The sequence below is a fragment of the Pseudarthrobacter sp. 1C304 genome (assembly GCF_052245515.1).
Lineage (GTDB): Bacteria > Actinomycetota > Actinomycetes > Actinomycetales > Micrococcaceae > Arthrobacter.
The window spans coordinates 340,280-358,926 of the sequence record NZ_JBQQCH010000004.1; the positions used below are offsets into that span (position 1 = coordinate 340,280).

Annotated in this window: 15 protein-coding genes and 1 tRNA gene; 6 read left to right on the plus strand and 10 right to left on the minus strand. The window is 68.2% G+C overall.

The genetic code is table 11. The annotated features are described in order from the left end of the window. Positions 1-92: 92 nt before the first annotated feature. The 4 genes from ACTWQD_RS10910 to ACTWQD_RS10925 form a co-directional block, all read right to left on the minus strand. The gene (locus tag ACTWQD_RS10910; RefSeq protein ID WP_443196137.1) at positions 93-716 is read right to left on the minus strand and encodes a rhomboid family intramembrane serine protease; all 624 of its coding nucleotides are present in this window, start codon (positions 714-716) and stop codon (positions 93-95) included. A 9-nt stretch (positions 717-725) separates the two neighbouring features. Next, entirely contained in the window at positions 726-1,964 is a 1,239-nt protein-coding gene (ilvA, locus tag ACTWQD_RS10915; RefSeq protein WP_144674290.1) for a threonine ammonia-lyase, read from the minus strand. A 33-nt stretch (positions 1,965-1,997) separates the two neighbouring features. Next, the gene (locus ACTWQD_RS10920) at positions 1,998-3,251 is read right to left on the minus strand and encodes an AI-2E family transporter (RefSeq protein ID WP_443196138.1); all 1,254 of its coding nucleotides are present in this window, start codon (positions 3,249-3,251) and stop codon (positions 1,998-2,000) included. Positions 3,252-3,326: 75 nt separating this feature from the next. Continuing rightward, positions 3,327-4,334, minus strand: a complete 1,008-nt coding sequence (locus tag ACTWQD_RS10925) for an aldose 1-epimerase family protein (RefSeq protein WP_443196139.1) — start codon at positions 4,332-4,334, stop codon at positions 3,327-3,329. A 79-nt stretch (positions 4,335-4,413) separates the two neighbouring features. Here ACTWQD_RS10925 and galK point away from each other — a divergent pair, with 79 nt between their 5' ends. Both galK and ACTWQD_RS10935 read left to right on the plus strand, forming a co-directional pair. Then, positions 4,414-5,574, plus strand: a complete 1,161-nt coding sequence (gene galK / locus ACTWQD_RS10930) for a galactokinase (RefSeq protein ID WP_443196140.1) — start codon at positions 4,414-4,416, stop codon at positions 5,572-5,574. A 20-nt stretch (positions 5,575-5,594) separates the two neighbouring features. Next, positions 5,595-6,833 (plus strand): acetyl-CoA C-acetyltransferase, encoded by a 1,239-nt coding sequence (locus ACTWQD_RS10935; protein WP_443196141.1) that lies wholly within the window; start codon positions 5,595-5,597, stop codon positions 6,831-6,833. 126 nt (positions 6,834-6,959) lie between these two features. Here the strand turns inward: ACTWQD_RS10935 and ACTWQD_RS10940 are convergent, their stop codons facing one another. Continuing rightward, the gene (locus tag ACTWQD_RS10940) at positions 6,960-7,883 is read right to left on the minus strand and encodes a Bax inhibitor-1/YccA family protein (protein WP_443196142.1); all 924 of its coding nucleotides are present in this window, start codon (positions 7,881-7,883) and stop codon (positions 6,960-6,962) included. Positions 7,884-8,438: 555 nt separating this feature from the next. On the opposite strand from ACTWQD_RS10940, the gene ACTWQD_RS10945 reads away from it, so the two are divergent. The 4 genes from ACTWQD_RS10945 to ACTWQD_RS10960 are packed head-to-tail and all read left to right on the plus strand — an operon-like array spanning position 8,439 to position 12,525. After that, on the plus strand, positions 8,439-9,722 hold the full coding sequence (locus ACTWQD_RS10945) for a branched-chain amino acid ABC transporter permease (RefSeq protein WP_443196143.1): 1,284 nt from the start codon (positions 8,439-8,441) through the stop codon (positions 9,720-9,722). A gap of 9 nt (positions 9,723-9,731) precedes the next feature. Further along, positions 9,732-10,700, plus strand: a complete 969-nt coding sequence (locus ACTWQD_RS10950) for a branched-chain amino acid ABC transporter permease (RefSeq protein ID WP_443196144.1) — start codon at positions 9,732-9,734, stop codon at positions 10,698-10,700. Beyond that, the gene (locus ACTWQD_RS10955; protein WP_443196145.1) at positions 10,697-11,755 is read left to right on the plus strand and encodes an ABC transporter ATP-binding protein; all 1,059 of its coding nucleotides are present in this window, start codon (positions 10,697-10,699) and stop codon (positions 11,753-11,755) included. Before ACTWQD_RS10950 ends, ACTWQD_RS10955 begins: the two co-directional genes overlap by 4 nt. Further along, on the plus strand, positions 11,752-12,525 hold the full coding sequence (locus ACTWQD_RS10960) for an ABC transporter ATP-binding protein (protein ID WP_443196146.1): 774 nt from the start codon (positions 11,752-11,754) through the stop codon (positions 12,523-12,525). Before ACTWQD_RS10955 ends, ACTWQD_RS10960 begins: the two co-directional genes overlap by 4 nt. A 457-nt stretch (positions 12,526-12,982) precedes the next feature. Here ACTWQD_RS10960 and ACTWQD_RS10965 read toward each other — a convergent pair whose 3' ends face one another. From ACTWQD_RS10965 to ACTWQD_RS10985, 5 genes are all read right to left on the minus strand, one after another. Next, entirely contained in the window at positions 12,983-14,341 is a 1,359-nt protein-coding gene (locus tag ACTWQD_RS10965; protein WP_443196147.1) for an ABC transporter substrate-binding protein, read from the minus strand. A gap of 177 nt (positions 14,342-14,518) precedes the next feature. Further along, positions 14,519-14,592 (minus strand) — tRNA-Leu (locus tag ACTWQD_RS10970). 56 nt (positions 14,593-14,648) lie between these two features. After that, the gene (locus ACTWQD_RS10975; protein ID WP_443196148.1) at positions 14,649-15,596 is read right to left on the minus strand and encodes an N-acetyltransferase; all 948 of its coding nucleotides are present in this window, start codon (positions 15,594-15,596) and stop codon (positions 14,649-14,651) included. Positions 15,597-15,684: 88 nt separating this feature from the next. After that, positions 15,685-17,181, minus strand: coding sequence for an NAD(P)/FAD-dependent oxidoreductase (locus ACTWQD_RS10980; protein WP_443196149.1), 1,497 nt, complete (start codon positions 17,179-17,181; stop codon positions 15,685-15,687). A 39-nt stretch (positions 17,182-17,220) separates the two neighbouring features. After that, positions 17,221-18,609, minus strand: coding sequence for a S8 family serine peptidase (locus ACTWQD_RS10985; RefSeq protein WP_443196150.1), 1,389 nt, complete (start codon positions 18,607-18,609; stop codon positions 17,221-17,223). Positions 18,610-18,647: the final 38 nt, after the last annotated feature.

The following is an 18,647-nucleotide window of genomic DNA, read 5'->3' on the forward strand; positions in this document are numbered from 1 at the left end:
CGACGCCGGCCCTCCCCCTGAGCGGGAGGGCCGGCGTTGTCCGTTGGTGTCTGTTGTTGCCTCGGGCGGGGGCGGGTCAGGCGCGGGGCGGGTCAGGCGCGGGAACGGGGCCGTTCCGCCCGCGGGAGGCTCAGCAGGACGGCGGCGATCACTCCCCCGATGGCCCCGCCGAGGTGCGCCTGCCAGGAAACATAGCCGGCCACGGTGGGCAGGATCCCGAACAGGATCCCGCCGTAGGTCAGGAACAGCACCACGGAGAGCAGGATCTGCCACCAGCTGCGGTTGAAGAACCCGCGCACCAGCAGGAACGAGAAGAGGCCGAAGACCAGCCCGGACGCCCCGACCGTGACGTTGAAACCGCCGATCAGCCACACCACCACCCCGGAGGCCAGCCAGCTCATGGCCAGGGCCGTGAAGAACACCCGGCGCCCGGACAGCAGCACCAGGAAGCCGAAGATGATCAGCGGGAGGGTGTTGGAGAACAGGTGCGCCAGGTTGGCGTGCAGCAGCGGGAACGTCAGGATGTCCAGGAGGCCGTCCAGGCTGCGCGGGCGCAGACCGAACGTGCCGTTGAGGGAGCGCAGCGTCAGGGCGTTGATGACCTCAATGACGTACAGCACCAGGACAAACGATCCCACCACCGCCAGCCCCTTGCGGGCGCGCCCGGCGGCTGTGTCGACGGCGCGCGGCGCGCCGTCACTGGTGGAATCAAGCATCACATCCCCCTAATGCACCACGATCGGCTGGAAGCCCTCGGCCCGGAGCGCCGCGAGGACCTTCTCGCAGTGTTCGTGGCCCTTCGTCTCCAGGTTGACGGTAATGGACACGTCCCCCATGCTGATCGAGCCGCCCACGCGGGTGTGGTCCAGGCCCGTGACGTTGGCGTCGTTCTCGGCGATGATCCGGGCGATCGTGGCCAGCGAGCCCGGACGGTCGTCCAGCATCATCCGTACCGTCATGTACCGTCCCGCGGCGGAGAGGCCGCGCTGGATGACCTTGAGCATCAGCATGGGGTCGATGTTGCCGCCGGAGAGCACCACGGCCACCGTGCCGGGGTTCTCGATCTTGCCTTCCATGAGCGCCGCGACCCCCACCGCACCGGCGGGCTCGACCACCATTTTGGCGCGTTCCAGCAGGAAGATCAGCGCCCGGGCGAGGGCGTCCTCGCTGACGGTGACGACGTCGTCGACAAGTTCCCGGATGATGCTGAAAGGCAGCTGGCCGGGCCGGCCCACGGCGATGCCGTCGGCCATGGTGGAGACACGCTTGAGCGGCACCAACGCGTCCGCGGCGAGCGACGGCGGGTAGGCGGCCGCGTTTTCGGCCTGCACGCCGATGATCCGGATCTCCCGGCCCAGTTCCTTGGCCCGCGCCTTCACTGCCACGGCGACGCCGGCCAGGAGCCCGCCGCCGCCGACGCCCATCAGGATGGTGTCGACATACGGGACCTGTTCAAGGATTTCCAGTCCCACCGTCCCCTGGCCGGCGACGACGTCGACGTCGTCGAACGGGTGGACAAAGACGGCGCCGGTCTCATCCGCGTAGCGCTTCGCCTCGGCGAGCGCCTCGTCGACGTTGTGGCCGTGCAGGACCACTTCCGCGCCGTGGCTGCGGGTGGCGGCGAGTTTGGGCAGGGCGACGCCCAACGGCATGTAGATCCGGGCCTTGATGCCCAGGCTTTTGGCCGCGACGGCCACACCCTGGGCGTGGTTGCCGGCCGAGGCCGCCACGACCCCGCGCTTCTTCTCCTCCGGGGAGAGTTTGGCCATCCGTACATACGCGCCGCGGACCTTGAAGGAACCGGCGCGCTGCAGGTTCTCGCATTTGAGGAAGACCTCGCCGCCCACCATGCCGCCCAGGGCCCGGGAGGACTCCACCGGCGTCCGCGTAATAATCCCGTCGAGCAGCTTCTGCGCCTCCAGGACATCGTCCAGCGTGACGGGCAGGCTCTCAAGGGTGTTCACGAACTAGTCTCCTTTGTCGGATCAGTTTTCGGCTCAGTCGGCGGGCTGGGGGCGCGGATCCGGCTCCGGTGCCCCGCCCGGGCCCGCGGTGGCCAGCGCACTTTCATGTTCCCACGTTCTGCCGGCAATGTAGCGAATCGACGAGTTTGCTACGGCGAGGATTGGAACGGAGAAGAGGGCGCCCGGAATGCCGGCCAGGTACGAACCGGCGGCGACGGCGAGGATGACGGCCACCGGGTGCAGCTTGACCGCCTTGCCCATGATCAGTGGCTGGAGGATGTGGCTCTCCAGCTGCTGGACCAGCAGCACCACCCCCAGCATGATCAGGGCGTTCACCCAGCCGTTGGCGACGAGGGCCAGCAGCACCGCGACGGCGCCGGTCACGAGGGCGCCGACGATCGGGATGAACGATCCGAGGAACACCAGCACACCGAGCGGCAGCGCCAGCGGCACGCCGAGGATCGCCGCACCCACCCCGATGCCGACCGCGTCCACGAAGGCGACGAGCATCTGGACCCGGACGTAGCTCACCATGGAGGACCAGCCCACCCTGCCGGCTCCGTCCGCCGCGGCGCGGGCCTTCCGGGGTAGCAGCCGCACCAGGAAGGACCAGATGCGGCCGCCCTCGAGCAGGAAGAAGATGAGGATAAAGAGGGCAAGGATCATGCCGGCGGCGAAGTGCCCGGCGGTGCTGCCGAAGGACAGGGCACCGCTGAGGATGCTGCTGCTGTTGTTTTGCAGCGCCTCGGTGCCGTCCTTGATGTACTGGTCGATCTGGGCTGCGGAGAGGTGCAGGGGCCCGTCCGCGAGCCAGACCTGGATTTTTTGGATCCCGGTGAGCGCCTCGCTCCAGAGTTCGGCGAAGCCGGACACGAGCTGCCGGCCGACGAGGGCCAGTGCCCCGCCAACCAGGCCAATGAAGCCGAGGACGGTCATGGCAACGGCGAGCCCGTTGGGAACCCGGTTCCTCCGCAGCCAGTTCTTCACCGGTGACAGCAGCCCGGCCAGCAACGCCGCCACCAAAACGGGAATCAGCAGGAAGCTGACCCTGCTCAGCAGCCAGACGAGCGCGCCGGCCACCAGGAAAATGAGTCCGAGGCGCCAGGACCAGGACGCGGCGATCCGTACCCCGTACGGGATGTCCTGGTCGATCTCCCGGTCCGTGACCACGCGCAGCGGCGGGGTGGTGCCGCCGGAGGCGCTTTCCGGGTCCCTGCCTGGTTCTCTGCCTGGTTCCGTGCCCGCGGCACGGCGGTCTCGCGGGGCGGCATCGTCAGCAGGCGTCATAGCCCCATGATTCACCAGCGCCGCCCCGGATGGGAAACGCAGATGGGAAACGCGGATAGGAAACCGTGGCCGCCGTTACGGTTCCAGGGACGCGCTGATGCCCCACGTCATGGCGAACTGCTCCCCCGGGGCCAGCCAGCGGAGGCCGTCGCCGCTGTTGAAGGCGTTGGCCGGCCCGGTCATGGGTTCGATCGCCACCGCCTTGGACCGGCCCGGGAACTGCGTGGTCACAAAAATGTGGACGTAGCCGCAGGTCTCGTCCTGCCACAGGCTCACGCTGCGCCCGTCCGGCGCCCGCAGCGTATGGCGGGCAATGCCGCCGTCGAACGTCAGGTCCGTGTAGGCGGAGTCGAGTTCCAGGCCGTCCACCAGCCGCCCTCCGCGGAGGTCGAAGTCGCCTGCCACCGGTTCGGTGCGGCGCGGGATCAGCCGCTGGTCCGTCACCAGCCTCGTGCCGGCGCGGACGGTGAGGACCAGCTCCTCGCTGGGCACGTCCCCCAGCCGGAGGTAGGGGTGGGCGCCGAGGACGAAGGGTGCGGGGTCCTGGGAGTCGTTGACCAGCTGCTGCCGGACCACCAGGCCCAGGTCGGCGGCGATTTCGTAGCGCACGCGGTGGCGCAGCAGGAAGGGGTAGCCGTGCTGCGGGAACACGGCCGCCTCGAGGGTCACCGAGAACTCCGACTCGTCCACCAGTTCATACGAGGCGTTGCGCAGCAGCCCGTGGCTGGCGTTGTTCCGGGACGGCTCGGTGATGTCCAGCTGCTGCTTCCTGCCCTTGAGGTGCCAGACGCCGTCCTCCACCCGGTTCGCCCAGGGCGCCAGCGTGATCCCGGCGGCGCCCGGCGCGATCTCCCCGTCACCGTAGCTCTCCGTCAGGACCGTGCCGCCGCGGCTGTACAGCCGTAGACCGGCGGCCAGTTCGGTGACGACGGCGAGCGCGTCACCGCGGCGCAGCTCGTACTGCCGGCCGGTGGCGTAGCGCCGGGCTGTTTCGTGCGGGCCGGCCGGGCCGAAGGAAGCGGCAACGCTGTGGTTGCGGGGGGCGTCGGGGGAAACGGGGGTCTGCGGGTCCATGGTCACCACCGTACCCAGCCGCGCACCGCGGCGTATACCGTGGAGCCATGACCCGCTCTTCCGGCACCGCCCCCGCAGGTGGCCCCGCATGACGCTCCCCCTGGACTCCGGGGCGCTGGCGGCCCGGTTTGAATCCGTCTTTGGTGCCTCACCGGCCGGGGTGTGGCAGGCGCCCGGCCGGGTCAACCTGATCGGCGAGCACACCGACTACAACGAGGGCTTTGTACTGCCGTTTGCGATCGACCGGACCGCCCGGGTGGCGGTGCGCCTGCGGCCGGACTCCACTATCCGACTGCTGTCCACCTTCGGGAACCAGGGGCTCACCACCGCGGACGCGGATGCCCTCAGCCGCGACACCGCGCGGGGGTGGACCAAGTATCCGCTGGGAGTCTTGTGGGCGCTGCAGGAACGCGGCCTCCAGGCGGGCGGGCTGGACCTGCTCCTCGATTCCGATGTTCCCCGCGGCGCCGGACTGTCCTCCTCCCACGCCATTGAGTGCGCCGTGATCACGGCCGTCAACGAGCTGGCAGGGGCGGGCCTGGACGCCCGGGACATGGTCCTGGCCACCCAGCGGGCCGAGAATGACTTCGTCGGGGCCCCCACCGGCATCATGGACCAGTCAGCATCCCTGCGCGGGGCGGCCGGGCATGCGCTCTTCCTGGACTGCCGGGACCAGGGCAGCCGGCTGGTGCCGTTCGACGCCGAAAGCGCCGGGCTGGTGACACTGGTGATAGACACCAGGGTGTCGCATTCCCATGCGAGCGGCGGGTACGCCGAGCGGCACGCCTCGTGCGAGCTCGGCGCCGGGGCTCTGGGGGTGCGGGCCCTGCGTGACGTCGGCCTGGCCGACCTGGAGGAAGCCAGCGGCCTGCTGGACCCGGTGACGTTCCGCCGGGTGCGGCACGTGGTGACGGAAAACGACCGGGTCCTGCAGACGGTACAGCTCCTGGAGGGCAGCGGCCCCGGGGCGATCGGCCCGCTGCTGGATGCGTCCCATGCCTCAATGCGGGACGATTTCGAGATCTCCTGCCCCGAGCTGGACCTCGCCGTGGAAGTCTCCCGCTCCGCCGGCGCGGTGGGCGCCAGGATGACGGGCGGCGGTTTCGGCGGCTCGGCGATAGCGCTCACCCCGGTGGCGGCCGAGCAGCAGGTGCGTGCCGCCGTCGGACAGGCCTTCCGCCGGGCCGGGTATCCGGCGCCGGATATCTTTGCCGTGCGTCCCGCGGCCGGGGCGATGCGCCTGGCATAGGCGGGGCGTAGGCTGGGCGCATGCCGGACGCCGTGATTGTTTCCACTGCCAGAAGCCCCATCGGGCGTGCCTTCAAAGGCTCGCTGAAGGACGAACGTCCGGACGACCTTGCGGCCGCCATGGTGTCCGCGGCACTGGCCCGCATTCCGTCTTTCGACGCGGCTGACGCGGCCGGCCGGGGCCTGGACGACCTCTACCTGGGCTGTGCCGAACCCAGCGGCGAGGCCGGTTCCAACATGGCGAGGGTGGTCACCATCCTGGCCGGGCTCGACGACGTTCCGGGCGCCACCATCAACCGCTTCTGCGCTTCCAGCCTGCAGACGCTGCGGATGGCGTTCCATGCCATCAAGGCCGGTGAAGGGCACGCCTTTGTGGCGGCCGGCGTGGAGGCCGTGTCCCGCTACCGGGACTGGGCCGGCGCGGGCGAGACGGATGCCAGCACCCACAACCCGCTCTTTGACGCGGCGCGGCAGCGCACGGCCGCCAGGGCCCGCTCCAACACGCCGTGGACGGATCCGCGGATGGGCGGACGCATGCCGGACATCTACATCGCCATGGGCCAAACCGCGGAGAACGTGGCCACCAGTTACGGCATCAGCCGGGCCGACCAGGACGCCTGGGCCGTACTGAGCCAGAACCGCGCCGAGGCAGCCATAGCGTCCGGGTTCTACGCCCGCGAGATCACGCCCTACACCCGCAGGGACGGCACGGTAATCGACCGCGACGATTCCCCGCGGCCCGGAGTCAGCATTGAGTCCGTCAGCGCACTGCAGCCGGCCTTCCGCCCCGAGGGCACGGTCACCGCCGGCAATGCCTGCCCCCTGAACGACGGCGCCGCCGCCCTCGTGGTGATGAGCAGTACTCGGGCACACGAGCTCGGGCTGGAGCCGCTGGCCAGGATTGTCTCGACGGGCGTCAGCGCCCTCTCCCCCGAGCTGATGGGCATGGGGCCGGTGGAGGCAAGCCGCCGGGCGCTGAAGCTCGCGGGGCTGGGCATCCAGGACATCGACCTGGTGGAACTCAACGAGGCGTTCGCGGTGCAGGTGGTCGCCAGCGCCAAAGAACTCGGGATCGACCACGACAAGCTCAATGTCCACGGCGGCGCCATTGCCCTGGGCCACCCCTTCGGTATGACCGGCGCCCGCATGGCCACCACCCTGCTCAACGGTCTCCGGGAGCGCGATGCGTCGCTCGGCCTGGCGACACTGTGCGTGGGCGGCGGCCAGGGAATGGCCGTGGTGCTGGAACGGCTGGCCTGAGGCGGCACAGCGCCAAGGGAACAACGGCCCAAGGGGACAAAGAAGGGAGCCCCGCCGTCCCGAGTTGCTCGGACCGGCGGGGCTCCCCGCTGTGGTTCTCAGCCGGCTGCGGTGAGCCGGGGTTTGTTAGTCGTCGCCGCGGAGGATGGCCAGGAGCCGGATGATTTCGACGTAGAGCCATACCAGGGTGACGGTGAGGCCGAAGGCCGCGGTCCAGGAGAAGCGCTGCGGGGCGCCGCTGCGGACGCCGGCCTCGATGCTGGTGAAGTCCATGACCAGGGAGAACGCGGCAAGGCCGATCGCCAGCACGCCGATGAAGACGCCCAGCGGGATGCCGGCAATCTGGATCTCGGTGCGCAGGCCGAAGGGGGAATCAACGGCGCCGGTCCACATCATCACCATGTTGATCAGGGCGAAGACGGCGTAACCGATGGTCGCGATCATAAAGAAGCGCATGGCCTTCGGCGTGGCCCGGACCTTGCCGTTCTTGAAGAGCACCAGCGTCACGGCGAACACGGACAGCGTGCCGACCACGGCCTGCAGGCCGACGCCCGGGTACATGTTGTCGAGGATCCGGGTCAGGCCACCGAGGAAAAGGCCCTCGAGGGCGGCGTAGGCCAGGATCAGCGCCGGTGACGGCTGCTTCTTGAAGGTGTTGACCAGGGCGAGGACAAAGCCGCCCAGCGCGCCGACGATCATCAGCGTGTAGGCCAGGCCCTCGGCCACCACCAGGGTGACGGCGGCGCCGGCAACCACTGCGCCAAGGCAGGCCGCGGTCTTCATGATGACGTCGTCATAGGTCATGCGTCCGGTGTCGGCGGGACCGGCGGCGGGCTGGTTGTACATGTCCTGCAGCTGCTGCTGGGTCATTCCCTGCTGGGCAGGGTTCCACCCGGTCTGGGTCTGACCGTACTGGGTCTGGCCGAACTGGGGCTGGCCGTAGGCGTTCTGGCCGTAGGAGCCCTGTCCGTAAGCCTGCGGGGCAGGCGGTGCCTGGGTTGCTCCACGGAAGTTCTTTCCGTTGAAGACTGGGTTTCCGCCAAGTGCCATTGCGGGTGTCCTCCAAATAAAGGGGGTGAATGATGGTCCGGTGCGCTGTACTAAGGGTGACTCTTGCACCACGCTACCAATTTCAACCGCCGACGTGCAGCGATAGTTCCCGGGACAATGCTGCCGCAACCCAACCGTGACCTCTCAGGCGGGTCCGCGGGCCCCCAGTGGGATGCTGCGGGGGTGTTGCCGCGGTGCCGGCAACACCCCAGGGAGCCGACTGTTTAGGCATACTCAGGATCAACAAAAGTTTACTTTAGGACCGGTAAAGCACCCTGCTATCACTGCTACACGGTTGTTATCCGATCGCGACGTTCTGCCTGCTCGCGACGGCATTCATCACCCCGATCGGGCTGTAACATGGGCCAAACAGGGTGACGGACATCACAAGCTCTACTGCTCCACCGCATCGCACCACGCACCACATCCCGTCACCCTGACTGTTCGCAGCGGTTGCAATGGCGCAACCCGCACCACCCCCATGTGGAGGTTTTCATTTTGAGAAGCACACCGAGAGGCCTGTCGCAGAGACGGCGCGGCAGACTGCTGAAAGTTGTGGGGGCTGTTTTTGCCGCCGTAGCCGCGCTCCTGCTGATCGTCGCGCCGGCATCCCAGGCCACGAGCCCCTCGCCGACACCATCCCCGTCGGCCACCACGTTCCAGAACAGCATCAGCGGCTTCCTGCGCGGCGATGACCGCGCGCCGATCGCCGATGTGACCATCACCGCCAAGCAGGGCGACTTCACCGGCACCACCAAGTCCGGCGCCAACGGGTCCTGGACCATCGGGGTCCCCGTCCAGGGCACCTACGAGATCGAGCTGGACGATTCCACCCTCCCGGAAGGCATCAAGCTTGCCGACGGCCAGGAGAACCCGCGGCAGGTCACGTTCAGCCAGACCTCCAACCTTTCGGTGATCTTCGCTTTCGGTGAAGGCATTGTGGTGCAGCAGCAGGACTTCGGCCAGAACCTGATCAACCGCCTGGTGGCGGGCCTGAGCTTCGGCCTCCTGCTGGCCCTCGCCGCCGTCGGCCTCTCGCTGATCTTCGGCACTACCGGCCTGACCAACTTCGCCCACGGCGAGATGGTCACCCTGGGCGCAGTGCTGGTCTTCGCGTTCAACGCCATGAACCTGCCGTTCTGGCTGGCCATCCTGCTGGCGGTCGCCGGCGGCGGCTTGTTCGGCTACGTCCAGGACGCCGGCCTCTGGAAGCCCCTGCGGCGCCGCGGTACCGGCCTGGTGCCGATGATGATCGTCAGCATCGGCCTCGCGCTGGCCGTCCGCTATGTGATCCAGTTCTTCTTCGGCGGCGCCACCCAGCAGCTGCCCTTCGCCCAGAGCGCGGAGATCCAGATCGGCCCGATCTCCATCTCGCCCAACAACCTCTGGTCCCTCGTGATCAGCGCCGTTGTCATTGCGGTCCTCGGCGTCGTCCTGCTCAAGACCCGCCTCGGCAAAGCCACCCGCGCAGTCGCCGACAACCCGGCGCTGGCCGCGGCCTCAGGCATCGACGTCGACTCCGTCATCCGGATTGTCTGGGTGACCGGCGGCATGCTCGCCGCCCTCGGCGGCATCCTGTGGGCGTACTACCGGCCCGGCGTCACGTTCGATATGGGTTCGCAGATCCTGCTGCTCATCTTCGCCGGCGTCACCCTGGGCGGCCTCGGCACGGTGTGGGGTGCCCTGATCGGATCCATCATCGTCGGTATCTTCGTGGAGCTGACCACCGTGTTCGGCCTCGCAGCCGACCTCAAGTACGTGGGAGCCCTCTTCATCATGATTATTGTCCTTCTGATCCGGCCCCAAGGCATCTTGGGCCGGCGCGAGCGCGTGGGTTAGGAGACAGCCATGGACTTCGGATTTATTTTCTCCAGTGCTGCCGGTGAGCTGTTCAGCCCGACGACGGCTGCCTACGCCCTGGCCACTCTTGGCCTGGCGGTTCACTTCGGCTACGCGGGCCTGCTCAACTTCGGCCAGGCCGGCTTTATGGCGGTGGGGGCCTACGGCTTCGCCATCTCCACCCTGTCCTTCGGTGTTCCGTTCTTTATCGGTCTGCTGATCGCGGTGGTCTGCTCGGCGATCTTCGCGCTGCTGCTGGGTATCCCAACCCTTCGACTGCGCGCCGACTACCTGGCGATCGTCACCATCGCGGCGGCGGAAATCGTGCGGTACATCGTCACCACCAACCAGCTGACCGCGGTCACCGGTTCGGCCAACGGCCTGGCCGCTTTCGAAGGCGGGTTCTATGCGATGAACCCGTTCCCCGAAGGCTCCTACTTCGGCATGAACAACCGCGACTTCTTCATCCGCGTCGTCGGCTGGTCCCTCGTGGCCGTCTGCTGCCTCCTGGTGTGGCTGCTGATGCGCAGCCCGTGGGGGCGCGTCCTCAAGGGCATCCGTGAGGACGAAAACGCCGTCCGCTCGCTCGGCAAGAACGTGTACGCCTACAAGATGCAGGCCCTGATCATCGGTGGCGTCCTCGGCGCCCTCGCCGGCATGATCTTCACGCTCCCCCGCGGCGCGGTCCAGCCGGCAAACTACGGCACCGAGCTGACCTTCTTCCTCTACACCTGCCTGCTGCTCGGCGGCCTCGGCACGGTGCTGGGGCCGGTGGTCGGCGCCATGATCTTCTGGGTGGTGCTGTCCCTCACCCAGGGCATCCTGTACGGGCTGATCGAGTCCGGCACCATCACGTGGCTGAACACCGTCCAGGCCGGCCAGCTGCGCTACATCCTGGTGGGTGTCGCCCTGATGCTCCTGATGATATTCAGGCCGCAGGGTGTCCTCGGCAATAAGAAGGAGCTGGCGTTCGCATGAGCACGCAGAACGAAGACAATATCGACTACATGACGGACACGCGTCCGATAGCCGCGGGCGAGACCGCCCCCGGCTGCAAAAAGCGCGATCCGATCGTGGTGGCGGAGAACGTCACCCGCAGCTTCGGCGGCATCAACGCCGTCGACGTCGAATACCTGGAAATCCCGCGGCACAAGATCACGGCACTGATCGGCCCCAACGGCGCCGGGAAGACCACGCTGTTCAACCTCCTGACCGGCTTCGACACCCCGAACACGGGCAAGTGGCAGTTTGAAGGCAACAGCCTCGCCGGGGTCTCCTCCTACAAGGTGGCCCGCATGGGCATGGTCCGCACGTTCCAGCTGACCAAGGTCATGGGCAAGCTCACGGTGATGGAGAACATGCGCCTGGGCGCCTCCCAGCAGTCCGGCGAGCGGCTGTCCAAGGCCCTGTTCAAAGGCATTTGGGGCGGCCAGGAAAAGAAGATCACCGAGCAGGCCAACGTCCTGCTGCAGAAGTTCAAGCTGGACGCCAAGAAGGACGACTACGCGGCGTCGCTCTCCGGCGGCCAGCGCAAGCTTCTGGAGATGGCCCGCTCCCTCATGGTCCGACCCAAGCTGGTCATGCTCGACGAGCCGATGGCCGGTGTGAACCCGGCACTGACGCAGTCCCTGCTGGACCACATCAAGAACCTCAAGGCCGAGGGCATGACCGTATTGTTCGTCGAGCACGACATGCACATGGTCCGGCACATCGCGGACTGGGTGGTGGTCATGGCCGAAGGCAAGATCGTGGCCGAAGGCCCGCCCGGCGAGGTCATGAAGAACCCGGCCGTGATCGACGCCTACCTCGGCGCCCACCACGACGTGGACCTCGGCGACTCCGAGGGAATCAAGGAACTGGCCGCAGAACTGGTCGCCGATGAGGAATCGATTGTCGGCACCGAAAACGCCGGCATCATCTCCCTCGACGTCGTTGCCTCCGAAGCAGCGGAGCCGGGCCCGGACACAAGCGGTCCGGCGCGCGGCCGGCGCAGCGCCGAGGAACCGAACCGCACAGACAAGGACACACCATGAGCGCCACCAGCGCGGCAGCCGCCGCAACGCCTGTCGACGGCGACGCACCGGTCGTCAAGGTCACCGATCTGGTGGCCGGCTACCTGCCGGGCGTCAACATCCTCAACGGCTGCAGCATCGAGGCCCGCAAGGGTGAGCTGATCGGCATCATCGGACCCAACGGTGCCGGCAAGTCCACCCTGCTGAAGGCCATGTTCGGCCTGGTCAAGGTCCATTCCGGGTCGGTTGTGGTGCGCGGCCAGGACATCACCGGGCTGAAGGCCAACAAGCTGGTCAGCCGGGGCATCGGTTTTGTGCCCCAGACCAACAACGTGTTCGCCGCCCTGACCATCGAGGAAAACCTCCAGATGGGCATGTTCCAGCGGCCCAAGGACTTCGCCAAGCGGTTCGAGTTTGTCGCGGACCTGTTCCCGGAGCTCGGTAAGCGGCGGGCCCAGCGTGCAGGGTCGCTGTCCGGCGGCGAACGCCAGATGGTCGCGATGGGACGGGCCCTCATGATGGACCCGGCCGTGCTGCTGCTGGACGAGCCCTCCGCAGGCCTCTCCCCCGTCAAGCAGGACGAGACCTTCCTGCGGGTCCACGAGATCAACCGTGCCGGCGTCTCGGTCATCATGGTGGAGCAGAACGCCCGCCGCTGCCTGCAGATCTGCGACCGCGGCTACGTCCTGGACCAGGGCAAGGACGCGTACACCGGCACCGGGCGCGAACTCATGAAGGATCCGAAGGTTATCCAGCTGTACCTGGGCACCCTCGCCGACACCGTCGAGTAGTCCCCCGCTCCGCCAGGAAGGGCCGTCACCGCACCGGTGGCGGCCCTTCTGCGTGCCCGGGCATGACGAGGGCCCCCATGGGGCTCCGGGCGCCGGCAGCAGCCACTTGCTCGGCGCCTGCGCTCGTTCCTCCCCGGCGGCTCCCTCCCCTCGCACGCTCGGGCAGGGAACCCTGCCGCCGTGGGCCCACCGCAACAACGGCGCTTTCACAAGCACCTGCCCCCGTCGCCCTCGGCTTTTGTCTCACCGAGCGCTCTCCCCCAGAACGACTACGGCGTCACACGGCGCAGGGTTCTGGCCGGTCCGCCGGGACGCCGTGCCGGACTCCCGCCGTCGGGCACACTGCGGAGCCGCCGGAAAGCCTGCCGCGCGCTGCGTACCCGGCTTCCCTCCCCCCGCACGCACGAGGCCCCCGTCCGGTGGACGGGGGCCTCGTGGTGGCTAGGAAGCGGCGGGCTTAGAGCTTGCCGAACTCTTCCTTGGATGCCTTGTAGCTGTTGTCATCCTGGTACTCGTAGATGCCGATGTAGGCTTCCGTCGGGTCGCCGGCGTCGGAGAACGTTACGGGGCCGGACTGGCCTTCGTAGTCGATGTCCTTGCCTTCGCGGAGCAGGGTGACGCAGGACGGGAAGTCGGAGCACTTCTCGCCAACTTCAGAGACTGCCTTGAGCTGAGCGGCGATGTCGACGCCCTTGGTGCTCTTGGCGGCTTCGGAAGCCAATGCAATCAGGTTCACGGCGTCGTAGGACTCGCCTGCGTAGCTGAAGTCCTTCAGGGCCGGATCGATGGCCAGGAGCTTCGTGCGGAAGTCTTCCTTCGCGAACGTGCCGGGGATGGTGCCCTGGGCGCCCTTGAGGGTGCCGGCCTGGAAGTCCTTGCTGTAGTCGGACGTGTTGCCGTCCACGAGGAACATCTGCGTGGGCTTGACGCCCTTGCCGGTCATCAGCGGGACGATGCTCTTGGCCTGGTCGAAGGTGATCAGGGCGATGGCGTCCGGCTTCGCGGCCAGGACCTTGTCGACCTGGCTGCTGAACTGGGAGTCGCCTTCGTTGAAGAGCTCCTCGGCCACAACCTTGCCGCCTGCCGCCTCGAACGCGGACTTCACGTTCTTCGCGAGGCCGGTTCCGTAAGCGTCGTTCAGTACGATCATGCCAACGGTCTGGGCGCCACAGGTAGCCATGTAGTTACCGAGGACCTTGCCCTGCAGGACGTCCGAGGGGGCGGTGCGCCAGTAGAGGCCCTTGTCGTCCCACTCGGTGAAGTCCGGCGAGGTGTTGGCCGGGGAGAACTGGATGACGCCCGCGCCGGTGATCTGGTTGATCACGGTCTTGGAGACGCCGGAGGATGCAGCACCGATGATCGCGCTGACGCCCTGGCCCAGCAGGGCGGTGGTGGACTGCGTGGCGATGTCCGTCTTGGTGTCACCGGAGTCGCGGTGGATAACCTCGACGGGCTTGCCCAGCACACCGCCGGCGTCGTTGACTTCCTTGATGCCAAGGTTGACACCCGCGATTTCGGGCGGGCCGAGGAAGGCCAGCGAGCCGGTGGTCGGCAGGAGGGAACCGATCTTCAGCGGGGTGTCGGTGGTGGTGCTCGATGCGGGAACCGGCCCGGTGTTGGTCGCGGCAGCCGTGCCGGCGCCAGCACCGGCACTGGGCGCCGGGCAAGCGATGCCCGCGGCGTTGGCGGAAGCGGTTCCGGATCCGGTCGCCGTCGGGGTGGACGAGCCACCACAAGCCGTGGCCAGAAGGGCGACGCCGATGCTCAAAGCGGTGAGCTTGGCAATGCGCGGCGCCGCCTGGGGGAGTGAAGTCATTTACAATCTCCTCGATCTAAAGGTGCGAACGGCCTTTGATGCGAAAGATCAGGTGTTCCTGATTTAACTTCAAGCTAGTGCAATTCCGGCCCGATCCAAAGTGACTACGGTCACATCCTTATAACACTCGTTGCATAGAGGAAATCTGCCGGCCTGAGCGGAGCCTGCCGGCGAAAGTGCCCCAGGTGGGACTCGAACCCACAACACGCGGATTTTAAGTCCGCTGCCTCTGCCAATTGGGCTACTGGGGCGCCCGGTCCATGGTATCCCGCCGGACCGGCAACACGGTGTACGCCCCCGTGTACAGCTAGGTGCCGCCGAACGGCTCGGCGTAGCGGAAGGTCCCGCTCGCGCCGCCGGGCCACAGGGCCAGCGGCAGCAGCTGGAAATGCGCACCCCAGGCCGGATCGGGGGCCCCCACACCGAGCGACGCCGCCGCCACGAAGCCAAACCGCGAGTAGTACTCCGGGTCGCCCAGCAGGGCAATGCCCCGCTCCCCCGCCGCGTTGGCGCGGGCAATCGTTTCCTTCATCAGGGCGCTGCCGATGCCGTGGCGCTGCAGCCGCGGCACGACGCCGATGGGCCCCAGGCCCAGGAGTGCCAGCTCCCCCGCCCTGCCCCGGGTGCTGATGACGTGCCCCACGATGTCGCCGCCCTGCTCGGCGACGATGCTGAACTGCGGCAGGTAGTCCTCGCAGTCGAAGAGCCCGGCCAGGAGCCCCACCTCTTCGGGGACGCCCTGCACGGGCAGCCCGGTGACCGGGGAGACGGCAAACGCCGCGGCGGTGAGCGCGAGAATGGCGGGGCGGTCCGCGGGCTGCTCGCTTCGCAGCACCAGCTCGGGGGCTGGCTGCTCGTCCCCGCAGGCGGCGACCAGTTCATGCAGCACCTCGAGCGCCCGCTCGGCGTCGGCCACCGGGACGAGGATGTGGTCATGGTGGAATCCGGCGAGGACGTTGCAGCTGATCTTTGCTCCGGTCAGGGCGGCGCTGACGGCTGCGGTCAAGCCGATGGCTTCGAGCGAGGAATGCACCTGCAGGGTGATCCAGGCTCCGACGAAGTCGTAGGACAGTCCAAGGCTGTCGGCCTCCGCGCGCGGCAGCACCACGGTCAGGCCCTCCGCCTCGCGGACAACGGCGGAGACCCCACCGGCGAGGGGCCGGCCTTCGGGCCAGAGGACGTAGACGAATTCGCCCTCGCGGAGCTCCGGCCGCATGGTGGCCAGCAGGGTGTGGAGGTCCTTTTCAGCGGTCATGGAGCCAGTCTAGGCGCGGTACCGCGGGTTAACGGCGACGGCGGCCGCTCCCCCAAGGGAACGGCCGCCGTCGAAGGCTGCTGCAGTGCTACTTGGACTCGGCCGAAACCGCTTCCTTGTCCGCAGGCTTACTGGCGGGCGGTTCCGCGGAAGCAGCCGCCGGCTTACCGGCGGGCGCCTCGGCGGGCGGTGCCGCGGGGGCAGCCGCCGGCTTGGGGGCCGGTGTCGCGGCGGCAACGAAGGCGCCGCGCGGGTTGTCCAGGTCCATCAGCTGCGTGGTGTCGCGGCCCAGGAAGAAGGACCAGAGCCAGTTGGAGATCACGCGGATCTTGCGCTCCACGGTGGGCATGGCCAGGCCGTGGTAGCCACGGTGTGCCAGCCAGGCCAGCGGGCCCTTGAGGCCGATGCGGCCCACGACCTTGAGGTTGGCCACACCCTTCCATTCGCCGAAGCCGGCGACGGCGCCCAGGTTCTTGTGCTTGTAGTCGGTCAGCGGCTTGTCCCAGCGGGACGCCCACAGGTTCTTGGCGAGCCGCTTGGCCTGGCGCAGGGCGTGCTGGGCGTTGGGGACGCAGGTGCCGTCCGGCAGGCCGTTGCCCGTGAGGTCCGGGACGGCGGCGATGTCGCCGGCAGCCCAGGCATTGTCAATGATGCCCTCGTCGCCCGCGATGCGCAGGTCCGGGAGGACGCGGACGCGCCCGCGCGGCTCCAGCGGGAAGTCGGTGGAACGGATCATCGGGTTCGCCTGGACACCGGCGGTCCAGACGAGGGTGTCCGACTCGAATTCCTGGGCCGGGGTCTTGTCCGGGAGGTTGATGAGCTTCAGCGAACCCTCGGCGTTGTCCAGCGAGGTGTTCAGGAGGACCTCGATGCCGCGGCTGCGGAGGTGCTCGACGACCCACTGGGCCTGGCTCTCCGTCACTTCGGGCATGATCCGGCCCATGGCCTCGACCAGGACGAAGCGGACTTCCTCCTGCTTGACGCGCGGGTTGTTCTTGACCGCGGCGCGGGCCAGGTCTTCCATTTCGGTGATGCACTCGATGCCGGCGAAGCCGCCGCCGACGACGACGAAGGTCAGGGCGCGGGCGCGCTCCACCGGGTCGGTCATGAGCGAGCCGGTTTCGATCCGCTCGAGCACGCCGTTGCGCAGGGCGACGGCCTCCTCGATGGTCTTGAGGCCGATGCCCTTGTCCGCGAGGCCCTTGATCGGGAACGTCCGGGTGATCGCACCTGCGGCCACAACGACGTCGAAGTAAGGAACCTCGAAGTTCGCTCCGCCGTCGGCCGGGGCAACCACGGCGGTGCGGTTGGCGTGGTCGATCGAGGTGACGCGGCCCTGGATGAGCTCAGTCTGCTTCAGGTGCTTGCGGTGCGAGACAACGGCGTGGCGTGCCTCGATGTTGCCGCCGGCAACTTCGGGGAGGAAGGGCTGGTAGGTCATGTAGGGCAGGGGATCAACGACGGTGACGATGCCACCGGCATTCGCGATCTTCTTCTGCAGTTTGAGGGCTACGTACAGGCCGACGTACCCGCCGCCGACGACGAGTACCCTGGGACGGTCCTGGAGCTGAGGGGAGGATGCCATGCCCTCAAGAATACCGTAGTTTGTGAAAAACTTCACTAACTACGGTTTGCCGCCGGAATCCACCGGATCAAGCACCCCGGTGCCCGGGCTGCCCGCGCCATCCGGGCCTGCCGCGGGGGCCGCGCGCACGGCCCGCCTGATCTGGAACACGGCCGCTCCCACGATGCACAGGAACAACCCGCCGAAACCAAGAACCACCATCGCGGGCACGGCGCTGTCCAGCCCGGACGGGGCTTCGGCAACCGGCACGGTGGCCTCCGGGAGGGTGGGCGCCGCACTGGTGGGCGGCGCCGCGGCGGCGGCCGGCGTCGTGGCCAGATTGCCCCGCCGGTGCACCCGGATCCAGTCGGAAATCGAGCCGAGCGGGTTCAGTCGGGTTTCGGGCACGTCGTCCTTGAGCGCAGCCTCGGCGTCGAGGATCCCGAAACCGTACAGCGGGTCGCGGCCCGGCGCACCGGCGTCCTTCGCGGTGCTGACGATTCTGTTGATGACCTGGTTGGCCGTCATGTCCGGCCACTTGGACCGGATCAGCGCGGCCACGCCGGCGACGATGGGGGTTGCCCCTGAGGTGCCGGCCCATTCGGTGTAGTCGCCGCCCGGCAGGCCGCCGATCAGGTCTTCCGCCGGGGCGGCGACGCCGATGCTGATGCCTTGGGACGAGGAATCGATGCTGGCGGTTCCCTTGCGGTCCAGCCCGGCGACGGTCAGCACCCCGGGGATGGTGGCCGGAGCCCCCACCTGGACGTTGCCGCCCCCGCGGTTGCCGGCGGCAGCTACGATTACAACGTTTTTCTGCTCGGCGTAGAGGAAGGCGGCGTCCCAGCTCTGCGGCCATTCCGGCGAGGTGCTGCCGAGTGAGATGTTGATGACGCCGGCCCCGTTGTCGACGGCCCAGCGGACGGCCTGGGGTATCTGGTCCTGGTCGCTCTTCCCGCCGGGGTTTGCCGATCCGAGCCAGGTGGAGACAGACAGGAGCTGCGCCTCGGGCGCCACTCCCACGATGCCGTCCGGCCCCACCGTGGGGCCGGCACTCGGGCTGGGCTTGGCAGTTGAATCGGCGGGCTGGTGCCCGCGGCCGGCCAGCATGGTGGCGACGAGGGTTCCGTGCTCGGGCTTCGCCCCGATGCTTTTCTGGCCGTCCGGACTCCCGGCGCCGGAGACGTCGACGCCGCCGGCCAGCACGCCGGCGAGGTCCTGGTGCTTGCCGTCCACGCCGCTGTCGATCACGGCGATCTTGACGTTGGCGCCCTTGGACACCTCCCAGGCCTTGGTGATGCCGGATTCGTCCAGCCAGTACTGCTTGTCCCGCCATTCGTCGGCATGTGCGGCGGGTGCGGCTGCGAGGGTGATGGCGGCGGTGCCGCCCGCCAGGGCCAAGGCCATCAACGCGGAGGCGGTCCGGCGGCGCCGGTCTGTTGCTCTGGTCATTCGGGTCCTATCGGCGGGGGTGGCTGGTGGCCGTACGG